This window comes from Phenylobacterium sp. T106, from assembly GCF_057219735.1.
Genome location: NZ_JBXVWA010000007.1, coordinates 213,077 through 238,148, shown reverse-complemented (window position 1 = coordinate 238,148; position 25,072 = coordinate 213,077). Strand labels below are relative to the sequence as shown.

Annotated in this window: 23 protein-coding genes; 12 read left to right on the top strand and 11 right to left on the bottom strand. The window is 71.2% G+C overall.

What is annotated here, in order from left to right:
- Positions 1-13 precede the first annotated feature (13 nt).
- The 6 genes from AC2D8W_RS16880 to AC2D8W_RS16855 form a co-directional block, all read right to left on the bottom strand.
- On the bottom strand, positions 14-1,147 hold the full coding sequence (locus AC2D8W_RS16880; protein WP_484672504.1) for a Re/Si-specific NAD(P)(+) transhydrogenase subunit alpha: 1,134 nt from the start codon (positions 1,145-1,147) through the stop codon (positions 14-16).
- 195 nt (positions 1,148-1,342) lie between these two features.
- Positions 1,343-2,161 (bottom strand): FkbM family methyltransferase, encoded by an 819-nt coding sequence (locus AC2D8W_RS16875; RefSeq protein ID WP_484672503.1) that lies wholly within the window; start codon positions 2,159-2,161, stop codon positions 1,343-1,345.
- 52 nt (positions 2,162-2,213) lie between these two features.
- Positions 2,214-2,459: an aa3-type cytochrome c oxidase subunit IV gene (locus AC2D8W_RS16870; RefSeq protein WP_484672502.1), complete on the bottom strand. Its 246-nt coding sequence runs from the start codon at positions 2,457-2,459 to the stop codon at positions 2,214-2,216.
- A 61-nt stretch (positions 2,460-2,520) separates the two neighbouring features.
- Positions 2,521-3,597, bottom strand: a complete 1,077-nt coding sequence (locus tag AC2D8W_RS16865; protein ID WP_293485208.1) for an alpha/beta fold hydrolase — start codon at positions 3,595-3,597, stop codon at positions 2,521-2,523.
- A 101-nt stretch (positions 3,598-3,698) separates the two neighbouring features.
- Complete coding sequence (locus tag AC2D8W_RS16860; protein ID WP_484672501.1) at positions 3,699-4,358, bottom strand: hypothetical protein; 660 nt, start codon at positions 4,356-4,358, stop codon at positions 3,699-3,701.
- Between the two features lie 2 nt (positions 4,359-4,360).
- Positions 4,361-6,391 (bottom strand): acylase, encoded by a 2,031-nt coding sequence (locus AC2D8W_RS16855; RefSeq protein ID WP_484672500.1) that lies wholly within the window; start codon positions 6,389-6,391, stop codon positions 4,361-4,363.
- A gap of 325 nt (positions 6,392-6,716) precedes the next feature.
- Here AC2D8W_RS16855 and AC2D8W_RS16850 point away from each other — a divergent pair, with 325 nt between their 5' ends.
- Entirely contained in the window at positions 6,717-9,545 is a 2,829-nt protein-coding gene (locus AC2D8W_RS16850; RefSeq protein WP_484672499.1) for a S8 family peptidase, read from the top strand.
- 52 nt (positions 9,546-9,597) lie between these two features.
- Here the strand turns inward: AC2D8W_RS16850 and AC2D8W_RS16845 are convergent, their stop codons facing one another.
- Positions 9,598-9,828 carry a helix-turn-helix domain-containing protein gene (locus tag AC2D8W_RS16845; RefSeq protein WP_293485200.1) on the bottom strand — a complete coding sequence of 77 codons (231 nt, stop codon included), beginning with the start codon at positions 9,826-9,828 and terminating at the stop codon, positions 9,598-9,600.
- A 305-nt stretch (positions 9,829-10,133) separates the two neighbouring features.
- On the opposite strand from AC2D8W_RS16845, the gene AC2D8W_RS16840 reads away from it, so the two are divergent.
- The 4 genes from AC2D8W_RS16840 (at position 10,134) to AC2D8W_RS16825 (ending at position 14,311) form a co-directional block, all read left to right on the top strand.
- Complete coding sequence (locus AC2D8W_RS16840) at positions 10,134-12,596, top strand: sensor histidine kinase (protein WP_484672498.1); 2,463 nt, start codon at positions 10,134-10,136, stop codon at positions 12,594-12,596.
- Between the two features lie 60 nt (positions 12,597-12,656).
- Positions 12,657-13,049, top strand: a complete 393-nt coding sequence (locus tag AC2D8W_RS16835; protein WP_293485198.1) for a response regulator — start codon at positions 12,657-12,659, stop codon at positions 13,047-13,049.
- 28 nt (positions 13,050-13,077) lie between these two features.
- Positions 13,078-13,836, top strand: a complete 759-nt coding sequence (locus tag AC2D8W_RS16830; protein WP_484672497.1) for an HpcH/HpaI aldolase family protein — start codon at positions 13,078-13,080, stop codon at positions 13,834-13,836.
- A gap of 100 nt (positions 13,837-13,936) precedes the next feature.
- Positions 13,937-14,311 (top strand): EF-hand domain-containing protein, encoded by a 375-nt coding sequence (locus AC2D8W_RS16825; protein ID WP_293485194.1) that lies wholly within the window; start codon positions 13,937-13,939, stop codon positions 14,309-14,311.
- Between the two features lie 6 nt (positions 14,312-14,317).
- Here the strand turns inward: AC2D8W_RS16825 and lepB are convergent, their stop codons facing one another.
- Positions 14,318-15,085: a signal peptidase I gene (lepB, locus tag AC2D8W_RS16820; protein ID WP_484672496.1), complete on the bottom strand. Its 768-nt coding sequence runs from the start codon at positions 15,083-15,085 to the stop codon at positions 14,318-14,320.
- A gap of 146 nt (positions 15,086-15,231) precedes the next feature.
- On the opposite strand from lepB, the gene AC2D8W_RS16815 reads away from it, so the two are divergent.
- The 3 genes from AC2D8W_RS16815 to AC2D8W_RS16805 all read left to right on the top strand — a co-directional run bounded on the left by AC2D8W_RS16815 (position 15,232) and on the right by AC2D8W_RS16805 (position 18,489).
- Positions 15,232-16,305 (top strand): hypothetical protein, encoded by a 1,074-nt coding sequence (locus AC2D8W_RS16815; protein ID WP_484672495.1) that lies wholly within the window; start codon positions 15,232-15,234, stop codon positions 16,303-16,305.
- Complete coding sequence (locus tag AC2D8W_RS16810; protein WP_484672494.1) at positions 16,287-16,781, top strand: GFA family protein; 495 nt, start codon at positions 16,287-16,289, stop codon at positions 16,779-16,781. Before AC2D8W_RS16815 ends, AC2D8W_RS16810 begins: the two co-directional genes overlap by 19 nt.
- 76 nt (positions 16,782-16,857) lie before the next feature.
- Positions 16,858-18,489: an EAL domain-containing protein gene (locus AC2D8W_RS16805; RefSeq protein ID WP_484672493.1), complete on the top strand. Its 1,632-nt coding sequence runs from the start codon at positions 16,858-16,860 to the stop codon at positions 18,487-18,489.
- A gap of 3 nt (positions 18,490-18,492) precedes the next feature.
- On the opposite strand, the gene AC2D8W_RS16800 is transcribed toward AC2D8W_RS16805, so the two are convergent.
- Positions 18,493-19,557: an AraC family transcriptional regulator gene (locus AC2D8W_RS16800; RefSeq protein WP_484672492.1), complete on the bottom strand. Its 1,065-nt coding sequence runs from the start codon at positions 19,555-19,557 to the stop codon at positions 18,493-18,495.
- 145 nt (positions 19,558-19,702) lie between these two features.
- On the opposite strand from AC2D8W_RS16800, the gene AC2D8W_RS16795 reads away from it, so the two are divergent.
- Genes AC2D8W_RS16795 through AC2D8W_RS16785 form a run of 3 tightly spaced genes read left to right on the top strand, consistent with a single transcriptional unit; the run spans position 19,703 to position 21,804 of the window.
- Positions 19,703-20,062 carry a GntR family transcriptional regulator gene (locus tag AC2D8W_RS16795; RefSeq protein ID WP_293480953.1) on the top strand — a complete coding sequence of 120 codons (360 nt, stop codon included), beginning with the start codon at positions 19,703-19,705 and terminating at the stop codon, positions 20,060-20,062.
- Positions 20,063-20,065: 3 nt separating this feature from the next.
- Positions 20,066-20,929 carry an ABC transporter ATP-binding protein gene (locus AC2D8W_RS16790; RefSeq protein WP_484672491.1) on the top strand — a complete coding sequence of 288 codons (864 nt, stop codon included), beginning with the start codon at positions 20,066-20,068 and terminating at the stop codon, positions 20,927-20,929.
- Positions 20,926-21,804, top strand: a complete 879-nt coding sequence (locus AC2D8W_RS16785) for a hypothetical protein (protein WP_484672490.1) — start codon at positions 20,926-20,928, stop codon at positions 21,802-21,804. Before AC2D8W_RS16790 ends, AC2D8W_RS16785 begins: the two co-directional genes overlap by 4 nt.
- Before the next feature lie 4 nt (positions 21,805-21,808).
- Here AC2D8W_RS16785 and AC2D8W_RS16780 read toward each other — a convergent pair whose 3' ends face one another.
- Both AC2D8W_RS16780 and AC2D8W_RS16775 read right to left on the bottom strand, forming a co-directional pair.
- Positions 21,809-23,599 (bottom strand): M3 family oligoendopeptidase, encoded by a 1,791-nt coding sequence (locus tag AC2D8W_RS16780; RefSeq protein ID WP_484672489.1) that lies wholly within the window; start codon positions 23,597-23,599, stop codon positions 21,809-21,811.
- Between the two features lie 50 nt (positions 23,600-23,649).
- Complete coding sequence (locus AC2D8W_RS16775; RefSeq protein ID WP_484672488.1) at positions 23,650-24,072, bottom strand: Lrp/AsnC family transcriptional regulator; 423 nt, start codon at positions 24,070-24,072, stop codon at positions 23,650-23,652.
- A 121-nt stretch (positions 24,073-24,193) separates the two neighbouring features.
- On the opposite strand from AC2D8W_RS16775, the gene AC2D8W_RS16770 reads away from it, so the two are divergent.
- The gene (locus tag AC2D8W_RS16770) at positions 24,194-25,063 is read left to right on the top strand and encodes a dimethylarginine dimethylaminohydrolase family protein (RefSeq protein WP_484672487.1); all 870 of its coding nucleotides are present in this window, start codon (positions 24,194-24,196) and stop codon (positions 25,061-25,063) included.
- Positions 25,064-25,072 lie beyond the last annotated feature (9 nt).

Sequence of the window (25,072 nt, the reverse complement as noted above, 5' to 3'; positions counted from 1 at the left end):
GGTTCTCCGGGGCTTAGGCGGTGAGTTGCGGATGCACGACGGCGCCGCCGTGGGTGACGAGCGCGGCCTTGAGGATCTCGTCCTCCAGATCGGGGGCGAACTGGCCCTCCTTGTTCCGGAAGAGCTCGGCGAAGGCCAGCAGGTTGCGGGCGTAGAGCGACGAGGCGTCGGCGGCGATGCGGCCGGGCAGGTTGGCCACGCCCATGATCTTCACGCCGTTGGCCGTGACGGCGACCTCGCCCAGCTTCGCGCCGTCCACGTTGCCGCCCTGCTCCACGGCCAGGTCCACGATCACCGATCCGGACTTCATCGACGCGACCTGGGCTGCGCTCACCAGCTTCGGCGCGGGACGGCCCGGGATCAGCGCGGTGGTGATGACGATGTCCTGCTTGGCGATGTGGCCGCTGATGAGCTCGGCCTGCTTGGCCTGGTATTCCTTGCTCATCTCCTTGGCGTAGCCGGCGGCGGTCTCGGCGGCCTTGAACTCCTCGTCCTCGACCGCGACGAACTTGGCGCCCAGGCTCTCCACCTGCTCCTTGGTCGCTGGCCGCACGTCGGTGGCGGTGACCACCGCGCCCAGGCGCCGCGCGGTGGCGATGGCCTGCAGGCCCGCGACCCCCACGCCCATGACGAACACCTTCGCCGGCGCGATGGTGCCGGCCGGCGTCATCATCATCGGCAAGGCGCGCCCGTAGGCCTCGGCCGCCTCGATCACGGCGCGGTAGCCCGCGAGGTTGGCCTGGCTGGAGAGGGCGTCCATCACCTGCGCGCGGGTGATCCGCGGAATGAACTCCATGGCGAAGGCGCTGGCGCCGGCCTTGGCGAGGGCCTCGACCGTCGCCTTCTCGTTGTAGGGATTGAGCAGCGCGGCCACGAACGCGCCCGGCTTCAGCGCCTTGATCTCGTCGGCCTCGGGCGCGCGGACCTTGAACAGCAGGTCGGCCTTGGCGACCGCGTCCTTGGCGGACTTGGCGATCGACGCGCCGGCCGCCTGGTAGTCCGCATCCGAGAACGAAGCGCCGGCGCCGGCGCCCGCCTCGACGACGACCTCGAAACCGGCGGCCGCCAGCTTCTTCGCCGTTTCGGGCGTGGCCGCCACGCGGGTCTCGCCGGCTCGGCGCTCCTTGGTCACAGCGATGACGGCCATGGTCCGCGTTCAACCCCCGAATGCGCTGCAGGCGGGCGGACCATAGGTGCGCCCGCGTCGGATTGTCCAGCGCGGCGCCCGAAGGATTTCCCACGCGCCGCAAGCTTCTCCCGCAGCGCACCTTCGCAACGCAACAATCAACTCTTGGAGGACGCTCCAGGGATCAACGCGCGCAACGCCATGCCCCGCAGGCCGTCAGTACCCGTAGGCCTTGAGGTAGGGATAGAGCCTGTGGTCGCTGGGCCAGGTCTCCTGCTCGGGCCGCGCCGGCGGCAGGTCCCAGGGCGCAGGCCCCTGCCCGGGGATGCACACGAAGTTCGCGTCGCCGATCGTGTCGTCCTGCGCCGTCACGCCCGAGAGCGGCGCGCGCGTCACCCACGGCGCGTAGAACCAGTAGGCGGCGTAGCCGGCCCGCAGGAACGTCTCCAGCACGGCCGCCCGCGCCGTGGCGTGGAACGCTTCGACGAAGAAGACGGGCCGGACCGTTTCGATCAGGCGGTGCGCGCCCGCGAGCACCTCGGGCTCAAGCCCCTCGACGTCGATCTTCACCAGCCGCGTGTCGGCGGGCGCCAGTTCGTCGAGCGGCAGCATCAGGACGGGGAGGCGCGGCGTCTCCCGGTCGTAGAAGCTGCTGGTCCCGAGGTTGGCCGCCGCGTCGAGCGGCAGGGTCGGGAAGGCGGCGATGCGGCGATCGGGGCCTGCGGCGGCGTGCACCACCTCCAGGCGGTCGCAGCCGTTGTTCGCCGCATTGGCCGCGAGGATCGCGGCGACCCCACGGTGCGCCTCGACCGCGATCACCCGCCAGTCGGGCCGTGCCTTGGCGAACGGCGCCGCCATGGTTCCGAGATTGGCGCCCACGTCGACGAAGGTCCCCTCGCCAGGGGTCGCCAGCGCCAGGAGGAAGTCGAGTTGCGGCCGGGCGAACTCGCCGTGGCGGGCGAGGCAGGGCCCGACCACCGTGTCGTTCGCGGGATACAGGAACGACAAGCCGTAGGCCTGCGCGCGCTTCAGCATTCGGGCCGACTATTCCACCACGGCGGGGCGGGCGCCAGCCGGGCAGGACGCCTTAGTGCGCCGCCGCCGCCTCGGGCTTGGAGCGCAGGAGGAACACGCCGGCGGCGATCAGCGCCGCCGTGGCGACCAACGAGCCGATGAAGCCGGCCGCGGTGCAGAACAGGAGCGTGAAGAACAGCACGCCCGCGGCGATCACGAGCGAGCCCCACTTCGTCAGGCCCATCACGAGATGGAACGTCGCGGTCTGCTCGGCGATGTCCATGTGACCGCGCTGGTAGTCGGAGCCTTGTCCGGCCATCAATTCACTCTCTAGGTCAGGGAGGTGTTCGGCGAGGCCCTACACGAACCGCGCCCTCGGTTCAATCCGGCGGGGTCCCGTGCGGCCAATTGGCCAGCAGGGTGCGGAGCGCCGCCACCAGGGCCAGGGGCTGGTCGATCATGACGTGGTGGTGGGAATCCGGAATCTCGATCTCGGGCACGTTGCCGTCCAGGAAGCCGGGCTCGCCCGAGGCGCGGCGCTCGATGATCCGGCTCTTGTCTCCGTAGAGGTGGATCATCGGGACCTTCAGGTCGGGGAAGGCGCCACGGTCGGCCGTCATGATCCCGTCGCTGCGGTCGAGCTTCTCCCACATGTTCGGATCGAACTTCCAGGCGTAGCCCTGGCCCGAACCGTCGGGCATGGGAACCCGCTTCAGCGAGCGGCGCGCGATGAAGTCGAGGATGTAGTGGTTCTCGGCCGGCTGCGGCGGCATCAGCCGGAACCGGGCCAGGGCCGCCTCCATGGTGGGGTAGATCCGCGTCGGCCGGTCCGGGCTGGGATTGTTGGCGAGCAGCTCCTGGCGCTTCCTGCGCTCTTCCAGGACCTCGGGCGGCGGGCCGCCGAAGCCGGTGTCCACGAGGATGGCCGCATCCATGTTCTGCGGGTAGCGCGCGGCGGTGAAGAACACCTGCCCGCCACCGAAGGAGTGGCCGATGTAGATGGGCTTCTTGCCCGGCGCGTAGAGGCCGGTGGCCCGCGCCACGGCCTCGGCGTCGGCGGCGAAGTCCGGGAAGCGGTAGGTCTGCCGCCACTCGGAGTCGCCCATGCCCGCCAGCGACATGGAGGTGACGCGGAAGTCCTTGGCGAGATAGGGGCCGATGAAGCTCCACCAGTCGGCGTGGGCCGAGTTGCCGTGGACGAGGAGCAGGCCGCGCTTGCCGCGCTCGCCCCAGCTCAGCGCTTCCAGCTTGATGCCGCCGGACTCGACGAAGGTCCGCTCGGCCTCCTGGGCGATGGCCCACTTGAACCATGCGGGCGCCTCCGGCTCCCGGCCGGCGTAAGGCGCGAGCGGCGCGCGCACCTCCGGCGGCAGGTCGTCCACGTGGAACGGCCGGTCGTCGTAGGTTTCCTTGCCCCCCGGTTTCGAACCTGCGGTCTTGCGCGCGTCGTCAGCCATGGCGAGCGGTCTAACGGCCGTTTGAAAAATGGCAACCTTCCTTCGGCGCGCGCGGCGCGAGAGCCTTGGGCCGACAACCGGTTCCGCACTCGGAACGCGCTTCAGCGCCGCATCCGCTTCAGGAAGCGGCTGAACGCGATGAAGCCGCAGAAGACGGCGGGAAACCCAAGCGTCATCGCGAGCGGCAGCGGCGTGGCGTCCAGGCCGCTGAAATGCGTCGCCCCCGTGAAGAACCCGCCCAGCAACGCCGTCCCGACGAGCCACTCGACCACCGCTGCGGCCACGAGGCGGCCCACCGGCTTCTCGATCGGCGGCGGCGCGCCTCCGGCCGGCCAGTTCTGCCCCGCCGCCCTCGCGATCCGGTCGGCCAGTCCGCCCGAAACCGTGAGCCTGGCGACGTCGCCCAGCATCAGGACGGCCCGCGGTCCGAGAAACGTCTCCTGCCGGCGCACCGTGAGGTCACACCACGGGACCAGGACCGGACGCATGAACGGCGCGAAGATCCGCCAGATCGCCACCCTCAGCCCCTGGCGGCAGGCGCTCAGCTCCAGCACGCCGCTGAAGTTCACGCCGGGCGCGCCGCCCATCATCCCGGACTGACCGCCGAACGTCGCGAGCACCTCGTCGTCCCGGTCGGGGTAGGCCCGCTGCAATGCCGGCCAGCCCGACAGATGACTGAGCGCCGCCGTCACCGCGAGCCACATGGCCGCGAAAACGAGCGGGAAGACGCCGAACAGCCAGACCGGGAAGCCGTCGCCCATCGTCACTGCCCCGGCCGGTACTCGCGCTTCACGTGGCCCTTCAGCTGGTCTTCGGTGAACAGCACCGGCTTGGTCTGCATCGCCGCGAAGAGCGGGGTCTGGTCGGCGTAGTGCGGCGAGGCCGCGTCGAGGGTCGCCGACCCGAACTGGTGGATGCTCTTCGACGAGAGCCTGCCGCCCTTCTCCCAGGTGACGAACATCACGAAGGTGTCGCCGGCCACCGCCCGCAGCCGTCCATCGGGATCGGGGCGCCCGTACACCGCCCGGAAGATGTCGGGCCCGCCGTCGATGGGCAGGTCCACCGTCCCGCGCCGGATCCGGTTCACCTCGCCCCAGGTCGGGTCGATGCGGCCGTAGGCCTTCTTCAGATCCGCCATCACGCCCTTGAGCGCGGAAAGCGGCGCCGTTCCGGGTTGCTGGTTCAGCCGCAGCACGGTCAGCACCGCAAGGGCCGCTGCGCGGCTGTCGCGGTGGGTCCGAAGGTCCCATCCCCGCAGCAGGTCCTGCGCGGCCTTGAGGTCCGCATCGTCCCCCGCCGGAAGCGCCAGCAGCAGCGGCAGGGCCTTGCCCAGCTCGGACTTCGCGGAGAACGCCAGGTCGTACTTGTAGGCCTCGAATTCCTCGGCGGTGATCGAGGGGTCGGCGCCGTAGGTTTCGAGCGCGCGGAAGGCGCGGTTGGTCATGTTGGTCTGCAGCCCCATCCACTTCGGGAAGTCGGCCGGCTTCAGGTCGTGGGCGGGGTCCGTGGCCGAGAACGGGGTGTTGTTGGCGTTGTAGGTCCAGCCGCTCTTCGGGTTCCAGAGCTGCGGGACGCCGGAGAACGGCCGCTGGCGCGTCCAGATCAGGTCGCTGCGGTCGCCGGGCACGACCCCGGACCAGTCCACGCCGTCCTTGCGCACCGGGAAGCGCCCGTTGTGGACGTAGCCAACGTTCCCGTCCGCGTCCGCGTACACGTAGTTGATCGACGGCAGCACGCCCTTGGCCATCGCCGCCTTCCACTCGGCGAGGTTCCGGGCCTTGTTCATGGCGAAGTACTGCTCGTTCTGCCGGATCTCATCCATGCCGGCATAGCGGATGGCGAAGACGCCGTGGTCCGTCCGAACCACCGGCCCGTGGACCGAACGGAGCGTCTCGCGCCGCACCGTCTCCAGCGATCCGTCCGGCCGCTTCACGCGGATTTCGACCCAGCGGCTCTCCAGCCGCTTCCAAGCCCCGTCCAGCCTGTAGAGCTCGCGGTCCGTCGGGTGCATGACGAGCTGGTAGACGTCGGCGAGGTCGGGGTTGTCGACCGTCGAGGCCCAGCCCAGCCGCGCGTTGTGGCCGTGCAGCATGAAGGGGCCGCCCGGGAAGAAGCCGCCAGCCACGTGCCACCCTTCGCGGCTCTGCACCACCGCCTCGTACCAGGCGAGGGGGCCGCTGTAGGGCTGGTGCGAGTTGACGAGCAGGCGCGTCGCCCCGTCGGCCGAACGGGCCGGGCCGACGGCGACGCCGTTGGAGCCGATCTCCACGCCGTCCCAGACCTCGGCGCGGCGCTGCGACGTCGGCCGCATGGTGCGGCGGAACAGGTCGTCCAGGCCGTAGAAGGTGGGCCCCCGGTAGATCACGCTGGCCGCGAGGTCCTGCCCCGTGATCGGCAGGAGGCCGGGCGCCACCTTGTCCGGATGCGCCCGCGCCCAGGCGCTCGCGCCGGCGGCGTAGGCCTCCATGACCGCCTTGGTCTTCGGCTCCAGGTCGCGGGCGTAGCGGCGGCGCACCGTGCCCCACACGTCCTGCAGCGCCACCAGGTAGTCGCTTTCCACGCCCGCGGGTCCGTTCAGCTCGGCCAGGCGGCCGCGCGCGGCGAACACCGCCTCCTGCAGCGTGGCGAAGTCGTCCTCGCTCTGCGCCCAGGCCAGGCCGTAGGCCGCATCCGCGTCGGTCTTTCCGAGGATGTGCGGCACGCCCCAGGAGTCGCGCCGGATCGTCACGTCGGGCGCCGCCTGCGCGCCCACGGCCAGCATCGCCGCCGCCAGGCCGATGATCGCGCCCCGCATGTCCGCCCCTCCGGTGTCTTGGGTGGAGTGTCGCGGACCCCGTGACCGCGCGCAATTGCAGACTAAGGCCCGCTTGGCTCGCCAACCGGGCGCCAGAAAAACATCAGTTGATCTCCAAGCAACATCGCGCCATGGTGGCGCCTCATCGGCGGCGAATACATCGTCAGCGCGCGGCTACGCCCCGATTTGCCAAGACCGGCAAGTTGTCTCAACTTGGGACAACCTATGATTAATCTGCGTACACCTCATCGCTTGGCGTTTCAGTAACGCCTGCCGAGCCATTTTCCTCCAGCGGCGGAAGAACGCGCCGTGGAGAACAAAGTCCATGTCCCGGAAGACCAGCACCCTGCTGATGAGCGTCGCGGCCGCGACGCTGGCGACCACGGCGCTGAATGCGACGCCGGCCGCTGCGCAGTCGACCACGACGACGAGCTCGCCGGTCAAGCCGTACTATGGGAACCTGAGGCCCTTCTACGGGAACCTGCGTCCGTTCTACGGGAACCTCCGCCCGTTCTACGGCAACCTGCGTCCGTTCTGGGGCAACCTGCGGCCCTTCTGGGGAGACACGGGCGCCTTCTACGGCGACCTGAAGTCGTTCTGGGCGACGTCCAACCCGGTCGTGGGAACCGGCGCGCCGGCCTATGCCCAGGTCAGCGGCTTCTGGACCAAGGCCGGCGACGACTGGACCGTGGCCTTCAACTCCGCCATCTCGGGGACCCCGGACCAGGCCCTGATCGCGGGCAAGGTCTCCACGATCTTCGACGACTCGCGCGCTTTCTGGGGGGCCTCGGTGCAGGCCAAGACCGGCAAGTCGTTCGACGAGGGCTTCCTGAACCCCTTCCTGCAGGCCCGCGGCATCGATCCGGCGGACCCGAACGCCATCGGCAAGCTGGACCAGGACACCCTGGCCTACCTGTTCCTCGAATACTACGACGGCCTGATGGCCTTCGCCGGGACCGACCACGTCGATCACTGGATGAAGACGGTCAACTGGACCCCGTCGCTGACCAAGACCCAGGGCTCGGGCGGCTCGACCATCATCGGGATCCTCGACGAGACCTTCGTCGGCGACGCCTCGATCTCGGGCAACATCGTCCGCTCGGACGGCGTGTCGGACTTCACCAACGGGCACGGCGCGGCCGTCGGCAGCCTGATCGTGGGCCATCACGACGGCAAGGGCGTGATGGGCATCGCGCCGGACGCCAAGGTCATCGCCTACAACCCCTTCGACAACACCGGCTCGGCAAGCTGGGCCGACGTCACGCGCGGGGTCCAGACCCTCAAGGCCAGCGGCGCCAGCGTGGTGAACATGTCGCTGGGCGTTCCGGGCACGACGATGGACAACGGCTGGAACGCCGTCTTCACCGATCCGTCGGTGGCGCTGACGCTCAAGAACACCGTGTTCGTGCTCGCCGCAGGCAACGACGGCGTCACCCAGACCGGCAACGTCACCTGGAACGCGCTCAACCCCGCCTTCATCGTGGTCGGCTCGGTGGGCGTGGACGGCGCCATCTCGAACTTCTCCAACCGCCCGGGCGAGGCATGCCTCACGACCCTCGGCCTCTGCACCGGCGACAAGCTGAAGAACCACTTCCTCGTGGCTCCGGGCGAACTGATCCTGGTGTCGGACGGCAAGGGCGGCGTGACCCGCCAGACCGGCACCTCGTTCGCCGCGCCGCTGGTGTCGGGCGCCATCGCCCTGCTGCACGACCGCTGGCCCTGGCTCGCGAACTACCCGCGCGAGACGGTGGGCGTGATCCTGAACTCGGCCAAGGACCTGGGCGACCCCGGCGTGGACGCGGTGTACGGCTACGGCCTGCTCGACGTCACCCGCAGCCAGTCGCCGCTGGACTTCAACAAGCTGATCTTCTTCACCGTCGAGAACGGCAGGATGACGCCGCAGACCAAGTCGGCGGTGATCACGCGCTACAACACCGTCCAGCAGTCGACCTGGGACGCCTCGAAGGCCTTCGTCTACGCCTTCGAGACCCTGGGCCTGACGCGCCGCGACTTCGCGATCCCGCTCAGCTCCAAGCTGGTCGGCCAGAACGTCACCACCTACCTGGGCGCCCAGGAGCAGTTCCAGGCCTATCTGCTCACGCGGATGGAGACCTGGGCCAAGTCGGGCGGCAAGGTCGGCTTCGCCAACGGCTTCTCGCCCGCGATGGCGGTGGCCAACCCGTGGGGCATGGACATGACCGTGGCGGTGGCCCCGCGGCAGTCGCGCTTCGGCTTCCGCGACGACGGCCCGGCGTACCAGTCGCGCTTCGACGTGACCGGCGAGCGGTCCCGCCTGGTGTTCGGCTTCGGCGACGGGGCTCCGCAACTCGCGGCCTCGACCGGCTTCGGCTCGGCGGGGTCGTACGACATCGAACGCGGCGGCGCCGACCCCCTGCTGGGCCTCGCCTCGGGCGGCGTCTATGCGGCCCTCGACTACCGGCTCTCGGACACCTTGACCTTCCAGGCCGGCGCGCTCGGCCGGGACCAGGAGCGTGAGCGCGGCGTCGATCCCGCGTTCGGGTTCGTCGGCCACGGCGCCGAACGCTACACGGCCAGCGCCCAGCGCTTCGCGCTCGCCTACAAGCCGAACGGCGAGCTCACGCTGACCGGGTCCTGGACCCGTCTGAACGAAGGCTCGGCCATCCTGGGCGTGCAGTCGCTCGACGCCGACGACTTCCGCAACGGCTCGACCACCGACGGCTATTCGGTGTCGGTGAACTGGGCCGCGACGCCGAAGCTCAGCTTCATGGCCACGGGGACCATGGCCCGGACCCACGCGTCCGACGGCCAGCAGCTCTCGGTGGGCAAGGGCGGACTCACCGCCTCGTCCTTCGAGGCCGGCTTCGCCGCCACCGACCTGTTCCGCAAGGGCGACCGCTTCCAGGTGCTGGTCTCCCAGCCGATGTTCGTCGAGAAGGGCCGGCTCGAGCTGCAGCATGTCGAGATCATCGACCGGCAGACCGGCGACCTGGGCATCGTCAGCCGCGGCGTGGACATCGCCGGCCGGCGCCGCGTCGCCGGCGAGGCGATCTACCTGCGCCCGGTGCAGGACGGCCAGGGCGACGTGGCCCTGTTCGGACGGGTGGAGACCGCCACGGACGGCGCAGGCCAGGACGAGGTCTTCACCGGCGCGCGCTTCCGGCTCGCGTTCTGACGCGCCCCGCCTCTCGGCCGGCTCGATCCGAGCCGGTCGGGATGGGGGGCCTCTAGGGCGCGTCGTCGAGCGGCGCCACCAGCTCGCTCGGACGCGCCGCCAGGCATCGCGCCAGCTTCACCAGCATCGACACCGACAGGTTGGACTGGCCGGTCTCGTACTTGTGGACCTGCTGCAGGCTGACGCCGCATTGCTCGCCGAGCTGGGCCAGGGACAGCCGCAAGGCGCGACGCCGCCGGGCGATTTCCTTGCCCACGATCAGGTTCACGTCCGCCGAACTCAAGATCCCGGCCTCCGATGCATCGGTGGCCGCGCCCGCCTGGCGACCTGCCCGCCGCTGGTAGCGCGAACGGACTGACCGGGAGGTGAACCGCTTCGCATCTGGGTTGAAAAGCCGCGGCGCGGCGCAACGGGATGCGGCGACGCTTGTTTCGGGCTGGTGGCGGTTTTCGTCCCTCACCGCCACCATCAGGCCCCCGGCGCCGCCTGCGCGCCGGGGGCCTCATGCATTGTGGCCTTAGGCCCGGCTTAAGACGTCGGCGGTAAGCTTACCGACCGGTGCGAGGGCTCATGCGTCTGAGAAGGCTGATGTTCGCGGCGTCCGCGGCAGCCGTCCTCGCGACGGCGGCGCCGGCCGCGCGCGCCTTCGCCCCCGAGCCGGCCGCCCTGGCGCCCGCAACGCCCTTCGACCAGAGGGTGGCGGCGGCCAAGCAGGCGATGATGGCCGATCCGCAGACGGCGCTGTCGGAGTCGCTGGCCGCGCTGGACGCCGCGCGGCGCGAGACCGGCGCGGCGCGCAGCGAGCGCATCGCCACGGCCCAGTGGCTCCAGGGCGAGGCGCTCCTGCGGCTGAACCGCCTCGATGCGGCCAAGCCGGTGATCCGCGAGGGCCTCAAGGCCGTCGCCAGCGGATCGCCCGACTCCAAGCTGCACGGCGACCTTCTGATGGCCCAGGCCGGCGTCCTGGCGACCCAGGGGCAGGTGCAGCCGGCCCTCGCCGACTTCCACGCGGCCTACCGCATCTTCGGCAAGGCCGGCGAGGCCCGCAGCCAGGCGATCGCGCTGATGAACATCGGCTCGATCTACCAGGATGCTCGCGACTACGCGAAGGTGCTCCAGTACTACGCCCAGGCGGCCGACCTCTATCCCGGCGACCCGTCGCTGCTGGTCAGCGCCCGGAACAACATCGGCAACGCCTTGCGGGAGCAGAAGCGCTTCGCCGAGGCCGAGGCCGAGTTCGAGCGCGCCCGCGCCATCGCGCGCGAGATGAAGAGCGCGCTGATCGAGGCGCACGTGATGGCCAACCTGGCCGCCACCGAGGTGGAGCACGGCAAGCTGGACGCCGCCCAGCGGCACGTGAACGAGGCGCTGCGGCTGGCCAACGCCGACCCGGCGGCGCGGGAGGCGCTCCCCGGCGTGTGGGCGGTCGCCGCGCGGCTCGAACTGGCGCGGAACAGGCCCCAGGCCGCGGCGGCGCTGGCCGAACGCGCCTTCGCCGGGGTCGACCTCGAGAAGACGAGCCTGCTCGACCGGGATTTCCACGAGACGGCCTATCGGGCCTACCTCGCCCTGGGCGACGAGCCCCGCGCCCTGGCCCACCTGCGCGCCTTCAAGCGGCTGGACGACGAGGCCCGCGACCTCGCCGCCTCGACCAACGCGGCCCTGATGTCGGCCCAGTTCGACTACGCCAACCAGGCCTCCCGCATCGCGCGGCTGAAGGCGAGCCAGCTCCAGAAGGACGTCGAGCTCGCCCGGGCGCGCGGGGTGATCACCAACGTCCTGCTGGCCGGCTCGGTGGTGGTGGGCGTGCTGCTGCTGGGCGCGTTCCTCTCGATCCGCCGCAGCCGCAACGAGGTGCGCGACGCCAACGGCAAGCTTTCCAAGGCCAACGCGGCGCTGGAGAAGGCGGTGCAGGCGCGCACCGAGTTCCTCGCGACGACGAGCCACGAGATCCGCACGCCGCTGAACGGGATCCTCGGGATGACCCAGGTGATCCTGGCCGACCCGCGCCTCGACGCCGAGCTGAAGGACAAGGTCAACCTGCTCCACGGCTCTGGCGAGACCATGCGCGCCCTGGTCGACGACATCCTCGATCTGTCGAAGATCGAGACCGGCAAGATGGTCATCGCCGCGGCGGAGATGGACCTGCGCAAGCTCTGCGAGGAGACCGCCCGCCTCTGGGCCGAGAAGGCCGACGCCAAGGGCGTGGCGCTCACCCTCGACATCGACGCGGCGCCGACCCGGATCGTCGCGGACGCCGGACGCCTGCGGCAGATCCTGTTCAACCTGATGTCGAACGCCATCAAGTTCACCCACGAGGGCGCCGTCACCCTGTCGGTCCGCGCCGAGCCCGGACCCGACGGCGAGCGCCTGGTGGTGGCGGTCACCGACACCGGCATCGGCATCCCGAAGGAGCGCCACGAGGACGTGTTCGAGCCGTTCCGCCAGGTCGACGGCTCGATCACGCGCAACTACGAGGGGACGGGCCTGGGCCTCGCGATCTGTCGCAACCTGGCCCGCGCCATGGGCGGCGACATCGCCCTGGAGAGCACGCTCGGCAAGGGGTCGACCTTCACGGTCCGCATTGCGCTTCAGCGCGCGGCCGAAACCCGGCCCGGCGTCGGCGGGGCCGCGGCCGAAAGCTTCGCCGAGGCGCGGCTGCTGCTGATCGACGCCAATCCCCTGAGCCAGGCGGTGCTGCGCGCGGTGGTGCAGCCGCAGGTCGCCAGCGTCGAGGCGGTGAGCGCCTGCGCGGACGCCGCGGGAGACCACTTCGACCTGGTGATCTGCGACGGCGCGGCCCTGGGCGACACGGCGGATGCGCGGGCCGGGGGCGTCGCCCGCCTCAGGCGCGCCGTCGCGCCCGCCGCGGTCGTGGTGCTGATCGCCGGCGCCGAGCCGGGCGAGAGCGCGCAACTTACCGCCGCCGGCGCGGCGCAGGTGATCGCGAAGCCCATCCCCGCGCCGATGCTGCTGGCCGCGCTCAGGGCGGGCTTCGCCGAGCGCAAGGCGCCGGTTGCAGATTCCTCAGCGCAATCAAGGTTAGCTTAAGCCCTGCGTCGCTAGGATGACGGGCGCGTCGGCGAACCCGGCCGCCGTCGGGAGCTGCCCATGCGGGTCTTGTTGGTCGAAGACAACGATGTGAACCGCCGGGTCGTGCGCGAGATGCTTCGCGCCGGCGGCATCGAGATGGCGGAGGCGGCCGACGGCGAGATCGGCCTGCAGATGATCGCCGATAGCGACTATGACGTCGTGCTTATGGACCTGCGGATGCCCGGCATGGACGGCATGACCGCCATCCGCCGCCTGCGGGCCCGGGGCGACGCCAAGGCCAGCCTGCCGGTGATCGTGGTGACCGCCGACGCCGGGTCCTCGATCGAGCCCGACTGCCTGGCCGCCGGCGCGGACGGGGTGCTCCTCAAGCCCGTCTCCATGAACGGGCTCTTCGACGCCATCGGCAAGGTCGTGGCGGGCCGCAAGGGCGGCGACATCCTGGTGGCCTGATCCCGCATCTGGGTCTACGGCTAGGGGCATGCGCCCGAACCGCCTGAAGCAGATCTGGAACGAGGGCCGTCCGGTCCTCAACGCATGGTTGAGCCTGCCGGGAGCGGCCGCCGCCGAGGCCATGGCCGCCCAGGGCTGGGACGCGCTCACCGCCGACGCCCAGCATGGTCTGATCGGCTACGACGAGCTGGTCCCCATCCTGCAGGCCATGCGCGCCAGCGAGGTCACGCCCCTCGTCCGGGTCCCCTGGAACGCGCCCGGCGACATCATGAAGGCGCTGGACGCCGGGGCGATGGGGATCATCTGCCCGATGATCTCGACCGTGGCCGAGTGCGAGGCCTTCGTGCAGGCCTGCCGCTATCCGCCGCTGGGCTACCGCAGCTTCGGCCCGTCGCGCCCGTCCATGATCTACGGCGCCGACTATGCCCAGCACGCCAACGCCGAGGTCCTGACCTTCGCGATGATCGAGACCGCCGAGGGGCTGGAGAACGTGGAGGCCATCGTCGCCGTCCCGGGGCTCGACGCGGTCTACATCGGGCCGTCCGACCTTTCCCTGTCCCTGGGCGGGGAGCCGCGGCAGGACTCCGACGACCCCCGCGTCCTCGCCGCCTTCGACCGGATCCTGGCCGCCTGCAAGGCGGCGGGCGTCCGCACCGGGGTCCATACGAACAGCCCCGCCTACTCCAAGCAGATGATCGCGCGCGGCTTCGACCTCGTCACCGTCGGGTCCGACCTGCGCTACCTGATGGGCGGCCGCCGCGACGTGCTGGAGATGGCCAAGCCCTAGCTCCCGCCACGGGGTGCAGGCGCCCCGCGGCGGCGGCGCTGCGGCTGTCCGGACAGGATTCTGCTGGCCGCCCGGCGGCAAATCGGGTTCCGTCGCCGCCATGTCCGACGCGAAACTCAAGAAGAGCGAGACGCTCGAGGTCCGCATCCCCTACCCCACCAAGCTCGCCTTCATGTCCCGGTGCCGGGACGAGGGCCGCTCGGCGAGCGAGGCGGTGCGCGACTTCATCGAACGTGAACTCGCGCCACCGACGACCCGGAAGCGCCCGCGCCGCCCGTGGCGTCTCGCCGTGGGGGCCCTGATCGCCGCGGCGGTCGGCGCGGCCGCGGCGCCGTCCCTCGCGGGCTCGGCGCTGGCCTCGGACTTCAGCCGCCTCGACGTGGATCGCGACGGCCGCATCACGGCGGCCGACCTGCGCGGACGCGACCTCGACGGCGACGGGGCGGTCAGCCTGTCGGAGCTGCGCCGCCCCTGACGCCGGCTATTCGATCGGCTTGAGGGCGCGGCGAAGATCCAGCTTCGCCACCCAGGTGATGGGATTGAAGATGTTGGCGCCGCCCGGCCAGGACACCAGCACGATCCGGGCGCGCCCGATCAGGTTGTCCGCGGGCACCAGGCCCACGCCGGTGGCCTCGGGCCAGCGGCTGTCCAGCGAGTTGTCGCGGTTGTCGCCGACCATGAAGTAGTGGCCTTCGGGCACGATGATCATCGCGCGGTCGTCGCCGTCGTGGCCCGGCCCGCGCTCGAAGGTCAGGTAGCTCTTCCCGTCCGGCAGCCGCTCGCGCACCTGCTCGACCGGGAACCCCGCGTCGAGGTCCAGGGCCTCGCCGATGGGCGTGCGGACGATGGGCTGGCCATTCACGATGATCGCGCCCTGCTGCACCTCGATGCGATCGCCGGGCAGCCCGATCAGCCGCTTCACGTAGGTCTGGCTGGGATCGCGCGGCAGCTTGAAGACCACGACGTCGCCGCGGGCGGGCGGCTTGGCGAGGATGCGGCCCGACGGCAGCGGCGGGCTGAACGGGACCGAATGCCGGCTCCAGCCGTAGTCCCACTTGGTGGCCACCACATAGTCCCCGACCAGGAGCCCGGGCTCCATCGACGCCGAGGGGATGGTGAACGGCTCGAAGAGGATCACCCTGAGCACGAGGGCGATCAGGAGGGCGTAGACCAGGGTCTTCACCGTCTCCACGACCTCGGTCGCGAAGGACTTGGCGGGCCTGGCCTTGGTGTCGGGCGTGTCGTTCATGGCCCCTGGTGTCGGGCGCCGGAGCCTTCACTGCAACGTCTTCCGTGTCCGGACACGCCGGAATCGCGCCGCGTCCCGCAGGCGACGGCATGGCCAAGACCCCGCCGGTTGCCTAGGCTCGGCCGCCGACGCCTGCGGGGACGATCGTGGAAGAGCGCGAACTCGACGACATGGTGGCGCTGCTGCCGCCGCTCCTCCAGGCGATGGACCGCCTGGCGTTCGTGGCGCGGCATCTGGATCCCGCCCAGTTCGGCGAGCTGATGGCGGCGGTGGGCGATCCCGCCGAACCGCTGGCGGCCGAGAGGCCACGGCTCGAGCACTGGAACCCCGAGCTCGGGCATGTGAGCGGCGCGCTCGGCGCCGCGGCCGACGCAACGCTGCAGGCCTGGGCCGAGCTGCGCGACGCGCCCGACCAGGCCGACGGCCTGGGGGCGGTCTTCCGCGCCCTCCGCCACCTGCCCCGGGCGCAGGAGGCGCTCTATCCGCTGGCCCAGAACCTGCCGCCGGTCAGCCGGTTCTTCCTCGACCCGGATCGCCGCGACGACGCCGCCCTGCTGGCGCGGCTGGCCCAGGCGGAGCCGTCCGCGACGACGGGCGTCATCCACGGAGGGTCCGAGCCCGGCTCGCGCGGCGGCTTCTCCCTGTACGTACCGGAGTACTACGACGCCTCCACCGCCTGGCCCGTGGTGTTCGCCCTGCATGGCGGCAGCGGCAACGGACGGGGCTTCCTCTGGAGCTGGCTGCGCGACGCACGCACGCGCGGCGCGATCCTGGTCGCGCCCTCGTCGGTCGGCCGCACCTGGGCGCTTCAGGGCGAGGACCCCGACACGCCCAACCTGCGGCGCATCCTGGACCTCGTCCGCCAGCACTGGCGCGTCGACGAAAGCCGCCTGCTGCTGGCGGGGATGAGCGACGGCGGCACCTTCAGCTACGTCACGGGGCTCGACGCCGCGTCGCCGTTCACCCACCTGGCGCCCGCCTCGGCCGCGTTCCATCCCATGCTGACCAGCTTCGCCGACCGCGACCGCCTGCAGGGCCTGCCGATCCACATCACCCACGGCGCGCGCGACTGGATGTTCCCGGTCGAGATGGCGCGCGAGGCCGCCGGCGCGCTCCAGGCGGCCGGCGCCGCCGTCACCTACCTCGAGATCCCGGACCTGGCGCACACCTATCCGCGCGAGGCGAACGGGCCGATCCTCACGTGGCTGGGCGCGCCGTGACGCGGCGCTCCGGCGAGCCCGGGGTGGCCCGCGGCGCCTGCCTGTGCGGCGCGGTGGAGGTGGAGATCGGCGTGCCCGCCCGCTGGGCCTGGCACGATCACGGCGAGCGGAGCCGGCGCGCCCAGGGGGCCGCCTATGTGACCTATGTGGGAAGCTGGCGAAGCCGCTTCCGCATCGCGGCGGGGGACGAGCATGTCGGCCGCTACGAGGACGACGCGCACGGCGAGGTCCGCAGCTTCTGCCGGCGCTGCGGCGCGCCGGTCGCCTACGAACGCGCGCGGTCGCCCCAGATGGTCAATGTGCCGAGGGCGCTGTTCCGCGAGCGGACCGGGCGCGAACCGCGCTACCACGTCAACCTGGCCGAGGCGCCGGACTGGGCCTGGCGCGACGAACCGCTGAAGCCGCTCAAGGGATATCCCGGCGTGCTTTGGGCGCCGCCCCGTCGGCGCAAGAAGCCGCCGGACCCGATGTTCTGAGGCCAGCGGCCTCACCACCCGGTAACCAATGGCGCCGTACACCATGTCCGGTTTGGCAGAAGCTGGGTGGGGGGGAATGGCGCAGGCAGCGACGGCGACGACGGCCGGGAAGTCCCCGGCGGCGCCCAGCATGCTGCAGCTGCTCGCCTTCGTGTTCGCGAGCGCCGACCTCGTCATGGAGATCGGCGAGACCGGGCAGGTCACCTTCGCGACCGGAGCGGCGGGCCGCCTGCTGGGCCGCAGCGCCGAGACGCTGGTCGGCCAGCCGTGGCGCGAGTTCGTCGCTGACGGCGACGCCGAGCTCATGGACGCCGCGGTCCAGGGCATCCGCGCGGGCGAGCGGCGCGGTCCGTTCCTGATCGACCTCAACGGGCCACGCGGTCCGCAGCCGGTCAACCTGTGCCTGTTCCAGATGCCGCAGCGCGGCGGCGTTGCCGTCGCCTTCAGCCTGTGGCAGCCCGGCGTGGCCTCGGTGCCCACCGACGAAAGCGGCCTTGCGAGCCGGGAGGACTTCGAGGCGGCCACGGCCGAGCTGATCCGGCAGGCCGAACAGAACGGCACGACGCTTTCGGTCGACCTGCTCGAGGTCGCGGGCCTTGCCGTCGCCCTGGCCGGCATGGAGCCGGACGTGGCCGAGGCCACCCAGAAGAAGCTCGCCGCGACCCTGCAGGCCGCGTCGCATGGCGGCGTCCCCGCCGCCGGGCTGGGCCCCGACCGCTTCGCGATGCTGCGGTCGGACCACGCCGACGCCGAGCATCTCGCGCAGCGCATCCGCGAACTCGCCGGCCCGGGCGTGCAGGTCACCACCGGCGAGCTGTCGCTGGACAAGGCCTCGCCGGCCGAGAGCCTCCGCGCCATCCGCTACGCGCTGGATCGCTGCCTGGAGGGCGGCCCCAATGCGGCGACCAAGAGCTTCGAGGCGGCGCTGCGCCGGACCGTCACCGAGTCGAGCCGGTTCAAGGAACTGATCCGCTCGGAGCGGCTGGACCTCGTCTACCAGCCTGTCGTCGACCTTCAGACCCGCGAGCTCCACCACTACGAGGCGCTGACGCGCTTCGAGGACGGCGGCGGAACCGGCGACACCATCCGGCTGGCCGAAGAGCTGGGCCTGGTCGTCGAGTTCGACCTGACCGTCGTGAAGGCGGTCGTGGCGATGCTCGCCGAGACCCCGCCCGAAATCCGCATCGCCGCCAACATCAGCGCGTTTTCGCTCGAGCATCCCGGCTTCGTGGACGCGATCGTCCAGAGCACGGCCGCCAACCCCCGCCTGCGCCCCCGGCTGCTGCTGGAGCTCACCGAGAGCCACAAGCTGGGCGACCTGGGCGACGCCAACGCCAAGATCCAGGTCCTGCGCAAGACCGGCCACGAGGTCTGCCTGGACGACTTCGGCGCCGGCTCGGCGTCGCTCGAGTACCTGCGCCAGCTCGAGACCGACGTGGTGAAGTTCGACGGCAAGTTCGTGACGTCGCTGGACAGCCGTCCCCGTGACGCGGTGATGCTCCGCCGCCTGGCGCAGATGTGCCGCGAGCTGGGCGTGGCCACCATCGCCGAGGTGGTCGAGACCGAGGACGCCGCGCGCCGCATCCTGGAGATGGGCATCGACCTCGGCCAGGGTTGGCTGTTCGGCAAGCCCGTCCCGAAGCCGGTGTGGATCGAGCGCAAGCCGCTGCTCGCCCGGCGGCGGGGGACCGTGGAGACCTGGCAGTAGGGCTCAGGCCGCCTCGCGCCACGCCTTGGGGCTGAGGCCGGTCCACCGCTTGAACGCGCGCGAGAACGCCGCCGGATCGGAAAACCCCACGAGGTAGGCGGTCTCGTTCACCGAGACCTTGCGGCCGGTCAGGTAGTGCTCGGCCAGCCTGCGCCGCAGGTCGTCGAGAACGCCCTCGAAGGTCACGCCTTCCGCCTTCAGGCGTCGGAAGAGCGTCTGGCGCGAAAGGCCGAGCTGGCCCGCCACGGCGTCCATGCCGACCTCGCCCTTGTGCAGTATGGGCATGATCAGGCTCTCGACCCGCCCGCGCGCGGTGCGGTTGCTCTCCAGGCTCCTCAGCAGCGCGTCCGCCCGCTCGCTCAGCACCCCGAAGACATAGCGCGGCATGGCCGCGACCCGGTGGGTGGACCAGGCCGGGTCGATCCGAAGGGCGTTGCGCGGCGCCCCGAACCTGACCGGCGCGCGGAAGATGCGCGCGTACTCGTCCGCGTAGCCGGGGTCGTCGTGGGTCACCTGGACCTCGAGCACGAAGGGCGTCGTCCCGAACTGGCGCGTGCCCCAGGCCATCCGCCCGAAGGTCGTCTCGGTGAGTTCGTGGAAGGCGTTCGGATTGCGGCGCAGGTCGGTGAGCCAGTAGCCGTCGCGCTCGTGGCTGTGGACGAAGCGGTCGCCGGCGCCGACGCCCTCCACCTCGACCGCGAGGCGGCCGTAGCGGTTCATCTGATCGAAGGCCTCGATCATGGTCTCGGACGCGAGGGTCAGCAGCCCGACCACCGAAATCTCCGAGAAGTCCACGTGCTCGGCGTAGTGCAGGGCGAGCGCGGGGTCGCCCGTCAGCGTCTTGGCCGCGCGCATGAGGGCGGCATACCGCTCGAAGGGAACGCGGCCGTCCGGGTCGCACAGGTCGGCGGGATCCATCCCCGACCTGGCGGCGAGATCCGACGGCCGGGCGCCGCGCGAAACGGCGAACTTGAGGAGGCCCCGGGCGATGCCCGCCGCGATCGTGAGGTCCGGGGCGGCCGAGAGCGGCCTGCAACCTGCGGCCATGATTTTGACGTGCGCCGTCATGTTCCAGCGGCTCCCGCGGCCCGAACCTGCCCCCGACGCCATGTCGAAGGACTTGCATGTCGACTAGTGTTATAGTGTTGTATAACACCGAGCAACAAGATTCGAGCAGCCCCGGCCCTTGGGGTGTCTCAGGTGTCAGGACGGCATGGATCCGGAGTGGAATGAGAGCCAGCCCATCTACCGCCAGATTCGGGACCGGGTCGTGGCCATGATCCTCGACGGCCTCCTCAAGGACGGCGACGCGCTCCCCTCGGTCAGGGCCGTGGCCGCCGAGTCGCGGGTCAATCCGCTGACGGTGCTGAAGGCCTACCAGCAGCTCGCCGACGAGAAGCTCGTCGAGAAGCGGCGCGGCCTGGGCATGTTCGTCGACCGCGGCGCCCGCGACCGGCTGCTGAAGCTCGAGCGGGACCGCTTCCTCAACGACCAGTGGCCCGCCATCCGGGCGACCATCCAGCGCCTGGGCCTGACGCCCCAGGACCTGTGGCCCGCGACGGGGAGCGCCTGAGCCATGGCCATCCTCACCGCCCGCAACCTGCACAAGCGTTTCGGCCGCAACGTCGCCCTCGATGGCGTGAACCTGACCGTGGAGCCCGGCCGCATCGTCGGCCTGATCGGTCCCAACGGGGCCGGCAAGTCCACCGCCTTCAACGCCTTCCTGGGCCTGACCCCCTGCGACGGGGAGCTGTCGGTGCTCGGCTGGAATCCGTGGACCGAGCGCGACCGGTTGATGACGCAGGTCTGCTTCATCGCCGACGTGGCGGTCATGCCGCGCTGGATCCGCGTGCGCGAGGCGCTCGACTACGTGGCGGGCGTCCACCCGCGGTTCGACCGCGCCAAGGCCGAGGCGTTCCTGGCGCGCACCGACATCCGCCGCGACAGCCGCGTCCGCGAGCTCTCGAAGGGGATGGTCACCCAGCTGCACCTGGCGCTGGTGATGGCCATCGACGCCAGGCTGCTCGTCCTGGACGAGCCGACGCTGGGCCTGGACCTCCTCTACCGCAAGGCCTTCTACGACAGCCTGCTGGGCGACTATTTCGACGGCGAGCGGACGATCCTGGTCTCGACGCACCAGGTCGAGGAGATCCAGCACATCCTCACCGACGTGGTGTTCCTGAACCATGGCCGGGTCGTGCTGGACGCACGCATGGAGGACCTCGAGGCCCGGTACCTGGAGGTCATGGCGGCTCCGGACCGGCTGGCCGAGGCCCGGGGCCTGGGGCCCATCCGGGAGCGCCAGGTCTTCGGCCGCAGCATCCTCCTGTTCGACGGCGCGCCGCGCGAGCGTCTCGCCGCGCTGGGCGAGGTGCGGGCGGCCGGGCTCGCCGACCTCTTCGTCGCCCTGATGGGCCCAGCCACGACGGAGGCCGCATGAGCGCCGCAACCGACGCCGCCGCGCCCCCGAAGGTCCGCCCCTTCTACTGGTCGGTCCGCCGGGAGCTGTGGGAGAACCGCGCCCTGTGGATGGCGCCGCTGGTGGTGCAGGCGGTCGTCCTTCTTGCGTTCTTCGTCGCCTCGTTCCGGCTGCCGGACATGGTGGCCGCGGCCCGGACCGGGCAGCAGCTGGCCCTGCCCTATGCGGCGGCCGCCGCGGCGGCGTTCTTCGTCAGCTTCATCGTCGCCGTCTTCTATGCGCTCGGCGCCCTGAACGGCGAGCGTCGCGACCGCAGCCTGCTGTTCTGGAAGTCGCTGCCCGTGTCCGACACGACGACCGTGCTTTCGAAGGCCGCCATCCCCCTGGCGGTGCAGCCGGCGATCGCGCTCGCCATCGCCGTGGGCAGCCAGGTTGTCATGCTGGTCTGGGGCTCGTTCGTCATGCTGGTCAGCGGCAACGACCCGTCGGAGTACTGGCGATACCTGAACCTGCCGCTGATGTGGGCGATGCTGCCCTACGGCCTGGTCATGAACGCCCTGTGGGACGTGCCCTTCTACGGCTGGCTGCTGCTCGTCTCGGCCTGGGCCAGGCGGGCCACCTTCGTGTGGGCGGTCGGGCCCTGGCTGGCCGCGATGCTGTTCGAGTTCCTGGTCTTCCGCACCCGGCGCGTGGCTGAGCTGGTCGGAGGGCGCGTGTTCGGCGGCTTCGACCGGGCCTATACGGTCGCCGGCCAGGAGAACGTGACGGTCACCTCCCTCGACCAGGTGGATCCGATGCGCTTCTTCGGCGACCCCGGCTTCTGGGGCGGGCTGGTCGTCGGCGCGGCCTGCCTGGCGGCCTGCGTCTGGCTCCGCCGCCGGCACGAGCCGCTCTGAGGCGTCAGACCAGGGCTTCGAACTCGTCGACCAGGCGCTCCAGCTGCTTCGTCCCGGCCGCCCAGAACGACTTCGTGCGCGGGTCGAGGCCGAACGGCGCCAGCGCCTGCACGTAGGTCTTGGTGCCGCCCGCCGCGAGCAGCTTCTCGTAGACCGGCGCGAAGGCCTTGGGATCCTCGCGCCGCTTCTCCATCAGGGCCCGCACGAGCAGGTCGCCGAAGGCGTAGGCGTAGACGTAGAACGGCGCGTGCACGAAGTGGCTGATGTAGGCCCAGTAGTGCCGGTAGCCCTTGTCGAGCCGCACCGCCGGCCCGAGGCTCTCGCTCATCACCTGGGTCCACAGCGACCCGATCTCGTCCGCCGACAGCTCGCCCTGCTGCCGCGCGGCGTGGAAGCGGGTCTCGAACCGGTGGAAGGCGATCTGGCGCACGACGGTGTTGATGCCGTCCTCGATCTTGCCGGCCAGGAGGCCGCGGCGCTCGGCCTTCGGAGCCTCGGCCAGGAGCTTCTCGAAGACGAGGCCCTCCCCGAAGATGGACGCCGTCTCGGCCAGGGTCAGCGGGGTGTCGGCGAGCAGCGTTCCCAGCGGCTTGCAGAGCGTCTGGTGGATGGCGTGGCCGAGCTCGTGGGCCAGGGTCAGCACGTCGCGGCGCTCGCCCATGTAGTTCAGGAAGACGTACGGGTGCCGCTCGGCGGTGACCGAATGCGAGTAGGCGCCCATCTGCTTGCCCGGCCGCGGCCGGGCGTCGATCCAGGGCTGGGCGAAGAAGGTCCGGGCGGTGTCGGCGAAGCGCGGCGCCAGGGCCTCGAAGCTCTCGAGCACGATGCCCTTGGCCTCGTCCCAGCTGTAGGTCCGGGGCGGCGCGGCGTCGAGGGGGCAGTTCCGGTCCCAGTGGTCGAGGTAGGGCCGGCCCATCGCGCGGGCCTTCAGGGCGTAGTAGCGGTGGCTGACCGACTCGTAGGCGTCGACGACGGCGGCCTCCAGCGCGTCCACGGCCTCGGCGTCGACCTCGTTGGCCAGATGCCGGCCGGCGGCGGGACTGGCGAACTTGCGCCAGCGGTCCTCGACCTGCTTCTCGAAGGCCAGGGTGTTGAGGCTGAGGGCGAGGGTGTCGGCGCGCGCGCCCAGCGCCCGGGCCAGGGCGCCGGCCGCGGCCTTGCGCATGCCGGCGTCGGGCCCGGACATGCGGTTCAGCATCTCGTTGAGCGTCAGCGTTTCGCCGTCGACCCGGCCGGTCATCCTGGCGAGGGTCTCGTCGGTGAGGCGACCCCAGTTGGCGACGGCCGGCGCCTTGTCGAGGAGCAGCTTCTCGAGATCGGCCGTGAGTTCGTGGGGGCGGCCGGCCCGGACCCGGCGCAGCCAAGGCCGCCAGCGCTGGGCGGACTTGTTCGCCTTCAGCGCCATCTCCAGCTCGTCGTCCTCGAGCCGGTTGATCTCCAGCGTGAAGAACAGGCTCATGGCGGCGATCTGCGAGGTGCGCGCGCGCAGATCGGACTCGAATTTCGACCAGGCCGGGTCGTTCCGCGCCGTCGACGCCGCGAGCGAGGCGAACGCGCCGACGGCCCACATGGCGTTGGTCGCCTGCTCGTACAGCTCGATCCCGCGGTCGATGATCCCGCCCAGCTCGGCCGGCCGCGACCGGGTGGCGATCAGCCGCCCCTCGAGACGGGCGAGTTCGCCGTTCAACTGCTCTGCGCGCTCCAGGTCGGCGGCGATCCGCGGGTCCTCGCGGTCGGCGTAGAGGTCGTCCAGCCGCCACTCGGGCAGCGCGTCGGTCTTGAAGGGCGCGTTCATGCGCTTGAGCTTAGCGTCCCGGCACGTGGGAGTCTGGCGCCGAATTGGCCCTACAGCTTCTGGGTCGCCAGCAGGATCGAGGTTTCCGTCGCCGCGATCCCCTGCACCTGGCGGATCCTGTCCAGCGCCTGGCTGAAGTCGGCCAGCGTTCCGACGTCGAGCTCGGCCACGAGGTCCCAGCGGCCGTTGGTGGTGTGGATCGCGGCCACCTCGGGCAGGCCGCGCAGGGCGCGCACGACGGTGCTGGACCGCTCGCCCTCGATGGCGATGGTCATCACGGCGCGGACACGGTTCGCCTCGACGTCGGGGCGGGTCTTGACCGTGAAGCCCTGGATCACGCCCTCGCGCATCAGGCGCTCGATGCGGTTCTGGATCGTGCCGCGCGACACCCCGAGCGCGGCGGCCAGCGCCGCGGCGGGCTTGCGCGAATCCGCCCGCAGCAGGGCGATCAGGTCACGATCGAGGGCGTCCATCATATCGGCAGGCCGGCCTGACGTTTTGGGGGATCGGATGCCCAAACCTAACATCTTGGTGGCTTTTCGCTAGCGCAGGCGTGTCCGACGCTGGCGGCCCGAGGATTTCGCCGGAGTGCGCATGGACCGCCCGTTCTTCCTGATGACCGACCCCGGCTGCTACGACGTCAGCTACCGCATCAATCCCTGGATGAAGCCCGACGCCTGGACCCAGGCGCAGGCCCGCGCCGCGTGCGCAGGCTCGCGCGACCTGCGGCGCGCGCTGGAGGCCGCGGGCGCGCGCGTCGAGACGGTGGGCGCGGTGCGCGGGCTGCCCGACCTCGTGTTCCCGGCCAACGCCGCGGTGGTGCTGGACGGCCGCGTCCTGCTGGCCCGCTTCCGCCACCCCGAGCGCCAGGGCGAGGAGCCGGTGTTCCGCGCCGCGTTCCAGAAGCTGAAGGCGCGCGGGCTGGTGCGCGAGGTCCTCGACCTGCCCGACGGCCTGTTCCACGAGGGGGCCGGGGACGCGATCTGGGACGCCGACCGCCGCCACTTCTGGTGCGGCTACGGCCCGCGTTCGTCGAAGGGCGCCATGGCGGTGGTGCGGCGCACGTTCGGACAGGAGACCGTGGCGCTGGAGCTCGCCAGCGACCGGTTCTACCACCTCGACACCTGCTTCTGCCCGCTGGCGGGGGGCAAGGTGCTCTACTACCCGGCGGCGTTCACGCCGGCCGCGCTCGCCACGCTCCGGGCCAGGGTGGCCGAGCCCGACCGGATCGAGGCCACCGACGAGGAGGCCGCCGCCTTCTGCGTCAACGCCGTGAACCTGGGCCCGCGCGTCGTCATGGCCCGCGCGCCGGAGTCCCTGCGGGCGAAGCTGCAGGCGCGGGGCTACGCCCTGACCGAGGTCGACCTCGGCCCGTTCATCCTCTCCGGCGGGGCCGCCTACTGCATGACGCTGCGCCTGGATCGCACCTCGGCGCCGGCAGCCCTGCGCCACGCCGCGGAATAGGGAGCCCGC